Genomic DNA, 4049 nt, shown 5'->3' with positions numbered 1-4049 from the left:
TGCCGACGAGCCTGGAGAGGCCGACCGCATCGACCTGGGCGCCGCGCCCGCGGGCGTACTGGGTGAGGACGGCCGGATCGAAGCGGAGGGACTGCGCGCCGACCTGGATGAGGTCGCCGGGGCGGAGGTCGGCGCGGTCGACGCGGCGGCCATTGACGAAGATGCCGTTGGTGCTGCCGAGATCCTCGACGCGGAAGGTCTGGCCGAGGCGGCGGACGAGGGCATGGCGGCGTGAGACGCGAGGATCGCGCAGGACGAGGTCGTTGCCGTCGTCCCGCCCGATGGTCACGATGTCCTGCGTTGGCTTCAAGACGAGCGCCTGCTGTGGCTCGTGGGCCAGCCGCCGCTCGTTGTCGAGGGTCCGTGCCGCCGCGAGGTTGCCAGCCACCACGCCGAGTCGGGGGAACTGCCGCGCCAGATCCTGATAGTTCGAACGGTGCAGCGACCAGATGATGCCTGGAGCCATCGCCGTGACCGTCGCCGAACGCGGTCGGTGCGTCACCACGGCGATCTCGCCGAAGACGGCGCCTGGGCCAAGCTCGGCCAGCCGGACCGGGGGGCCGGCAAGCGCGGCGTCCACCGCGAACCGGCCGCTCTCCACGACGTACATCTCGTCGCCGGGCAGCCCCTGCGCGCAGATGACGTCGCCGTCGGCCACCCGCCGCATCAGAAAGCGCGTGGCGGCGCGATTCACGATCTCGGCCGGCAGGCCGGAGAAGAGAACGGAGCGAGCGAGGACGGCCGGATCAGGCCCGCCCGTCGCCCGTCCCGTTGTCACGCGGACACCCGTCCGCTCGCAGGCCGGCGCACCTGCTCAGGGCAGCCACAACCGACGCACCGCACGGCCAGCCGCCGCACGGCCAGCCGCCGTGCAGCGAGCCCTGCCACCGAGCAGCCCCACCTGCTCACGCCGTGACCACCCGGCGGCCAGCCGCCTCAGTCGGCGCGGCGAGCGCGGTCGCGTCGCCCTGGGCGGGCCTCGCGATACGTTTCCTCGAAGGTCGAGAGTGTCCTCTCGGGGATCTCCAGCGAGCGGTCGACCGTTTCGAGCCAGCCGTCCAGCAGGTCGCGCGGCAGATCCCGTTCGAGGTCTGGATCGTCGCCCGGATGCTGCCGCTCGATTCGCTCGGCAAACGCCGTCACCAGATCGGCGGTGAGCCGCATCTGCTGCATCTGGCTCATGACCAGCGCTCGAAAGACCCGCCGACCTTCGCTGTCAACCCGTTCGAAGATGTCGCGCATCGTCTCGGCGCGGTCTTCGGACTCGGTCCGGTGGGGGCGTCGGTCGCGCCGTTCGCGGGTCAGCCTCGACGCATACTCGCGCGTCGTGGACAGCTCGGCTTCCAGCGCGGCGATGCGCGCCCGCAGCAGGGCCGCCTCGTCTGCGGGCGTCTCACCCGCGGATGCACGTTCGACAATCCGCTCCGAATCGTCGGCCACCTTGGCACCTCCTGGGATGCGGGGTCCAGCGTCCGCGAGTGTCTCAGGCGCACGTGTCGTCAGGCGCATACGAGCGGGGGTCCACCCTCACCTACGGAGACTAGCGCCCATCTGGTCGTGCCGTCAAGACTGGTCGGGCGACACGCAGGGCGATTGTATGTTGATGTCGTCGTGCCGCCGCGTCGGGGCTTGAAAGCCCCGCCTACGATCCTGCAGTCGCTGCGCGACGCGCCAGGCTCGCCAGCCCCAGCCGTTCCCGACGGCGTGACTGTAGGCGGGGGTTTCAACCCCCGACCGCCCGTTCCATGATGCTTCGGGGACACCAATGAACATGCAATCGCCCTGTAGTGGCAGGGGCGAGTCAGGGCGATTGTATGTTGATGTCGTCGTGCCGCCGCGTCGGGGCTTGAAAGCCCCGCCTACCATCCTGCAGTCGCTGCGCGACGCGCCAGGCTCGCCAGCCCCAGCCGTTCCCGACGGCCGTCGCGCAGCGACGGCGTGACGGTAGGCGGGGACTTCAGTCCCCGACCGCCCGTTCCATGATGCTTCCGATACACCAATGAACATGCAATCGCCCTGGGGCGACACGCATCCCGGCGCGTCCGTTTCGGCGCTCACGGGCCGGGCGCTGGCGGCGCGCTCACCGCCGCCTGGACGTCGATCTCGGCCACCATCTCGTCGTCCACCGTCACGAACGGGCTGACCGGCGGCGCGATGCCGAAATCGCTCATCCGCCAGACGGCCCGCGATGCGCCACGGAACGTGTCCGGGGTCGAGTCGCCGGACGTGTCGTACGTCACCGTCTGCGTGATGCCCCGCACCACCTGGTCGCCGATCATCTGGTAGGCGTGCTGTCCGGGCACGAGCGGTATGGGCAAACCGGGCGCAGACCTCGCAGTGAAGGTGGCCGTCGGGAACCGGTTCGTTTCGAGCAACTGCTGGGTCTGGTCGTCGCGCAGGGGCGCGGAGCACTTCAATGACCGCTGGTTGACCGTGATCTGCGACTGCTCGGCCACGACCTCACCCTCGGGCGTCAGGACGATCCCGCCCGTCATGTCGCGCGTCGAGCAGACGCCGGGCTTCGGCGGCTGTCCGACGATGCGAACGGTCAGCGTGTAGCGGGCCTCGCTCGCGCCAGGGATCAGCGTGATGTGGATCAGGCCGTCCGGCGATTCGGCTGCGCGTGCATCAGTCGGTGGCCCGAACAGGGCCGGCACACTCAGCGCCGTCAGCAGTCCAACGACAAGCGTCGCCCGGCGCAGCGCCGAGGGCCTGCCGGCTGCCCGGCCCGACACCGCGGTGCCGCCGGTACGCGCAAGTGCCGCGTCCCAGGCCCACCGAGGGACGCGCGTGTGCAGCGAGCGATTCAGCATGGCGTCTCCCAGGTGTGCGCGGCGGCTCGTGGGCGGGCATCGTCTCTGCGCGCACGGCGGTGGAGGCTGATGGCGTTCGGCCTGCGCGGGTCACCGCTGAGGGCGCACCTCACCTACAGTGTGCCGAGTCCGGGTGGCGTCCGCCTGTTGGGGCGCTGACACGAACGCTGTTGGCTTGCGAACAGCAGCCACGGGCTCGCGCTCTGCCCGCCGACGAGACATGCGACCGTCTTACCGTACGTCTCGCCGCTTCAGCGCGATCACCGCCAGGGCCATCAGCCCCACGAAGATGCCTCCGAGCGCCGCCCAGCAGGTCGATGGCTCGACGGTGAACTGATCGACGAAGTTGTTCTTCGGAAACTGGGCGTCCATGCGGGCGTTGATGTCGGCGATGCGCCCCAGCAGCGACAGCGCCCACCGTCCCGGCGTCAGCATCGACATCGCCCGGGCGACAGCGTCCATCCCCTTGAGCGGCACGATGCCCCCGGCGATGGCCAGTTGCACCATCAGAAAGATGACGATCATCAGCGTCGCCTGGAGGCCGTTCCTGGCGACCGCCGATGCGAACAGCCCGGCCGCGACCGAGATCAGGTTGACGGCCAGCACCACAAGGTAGATGTCGCGCAGGGCGTCGTTGCCGCCGGGGATCTCGATGCGGCCGGCCGTGATGAACACCAGGGCGGCCGTCTGCACCACCGAGAACAGCCCGAGCACCGCCGCTTTCGAGAGCACGTACGGGGCGATCTGGAGGTTGACCAGCCGCTCGCGGGCGTAGATCGCGCCCTCCTCGGCGATGGACCGTGATGCGACAAACCCGCCGAGCAGGATGCTCGACGTAATCAGCATGAACAGCAGCGAGAGCGCCTGGCGGGCGTTGCCGCCATCGTCGCGCGACAGCTCGAAGATGTCGACTGGCAGGGTGCCGCTCAGCATCACGGCCGACACCGGCGCCGCCGCGAACAGCACAGCCAGCGCGACGCGGTCGCCCTTGAGGACGGCGAGGTAGCGGAGGGTGAGCCAGAAGAGCTGTGGGAGCCAGCCCGGGCCGGCGCGGGAGGGGCGGGCGTTGGCCGGCGCCCGGGCCGGATCACGCGCCAGCGGCGATGTGCCTGGCGGGGCGAAAGCCGCGCGATCCTGGCGCTGGGCGACGTGGCGGGCGAACGGCTCCGAGGCGAGGAAGCGAGCGGCGGCCTGCTCCGGGACGCCGTCCGGGTCGAGCAGACGGTAGATGTCCAC

4 protein-coding genes are annotated in these 4049 nt (G+C 70.3%); all 4 read right to left on the bottom strand.

Annotation, left to right across the window (positions count from 1 at the left end; genetic code table 11):
* Positions 1–778, bottom strand: a 778-nt coding sequence (locus IT306_12010; GenBank protein MCC7369143.1) for an FHA domain-containing protein, incomplete at its 3' end; no start/stop codon positions are given.
* A gap of 158 nt (positions 779–936) precedes the next feature.
* On the bottom strand, positions 937–1440 hold the full coding sequence (locus tag IT306_12005) for a hypothetical protein (GenBank protein MCC7369142.1): 504 nt from the start codon (positions 1438–1440) through the stop codon (positions 937–939).
* A 614-nt stretch (positions 1441–2054) separates the two neighbouring features.
* The gene (locus tag IT306_12000; GenBank protein MCC7369141.1) at positions 2055–2813 is read right to left on the bottom strand and encodes a YceI family protein; all 759 of its coding nucleotides are present in this window, start codon (positions 2811–2813) and stop codon (positions 2055–2057) included.
* A 231-nt stretch (positions 2814–3044) separates the two neighbouring features.
* The coding region (locus IT306_11995) for an ABC transporter permease (protein ID MCC7369140.1) at positions 3045–4049 on the bottom strand (1005 nt) is incomplete at its 5' end.

It is taken from the genome of Chloroflexota bacterium (assembly GCA_020850535.1).
Lineage (GTDB): Bacteria > Chloroflexota > UBA6077 > UBA6077 > JACCZL01 > JADZEM01.
This window is presented reverse-complemented; position numbering and strand designations above follow the sequence as displayed.

Excerpts from the sequence above, each read along its gene's own strand:
- IT306_12000 (MCC7369141.1), bottom strand. The coding sequence starts at position 2,813 with ATGCTGAATCGCTCGCTGCACACGCGCGTCCCTCGGTGGGCCTGGGAC.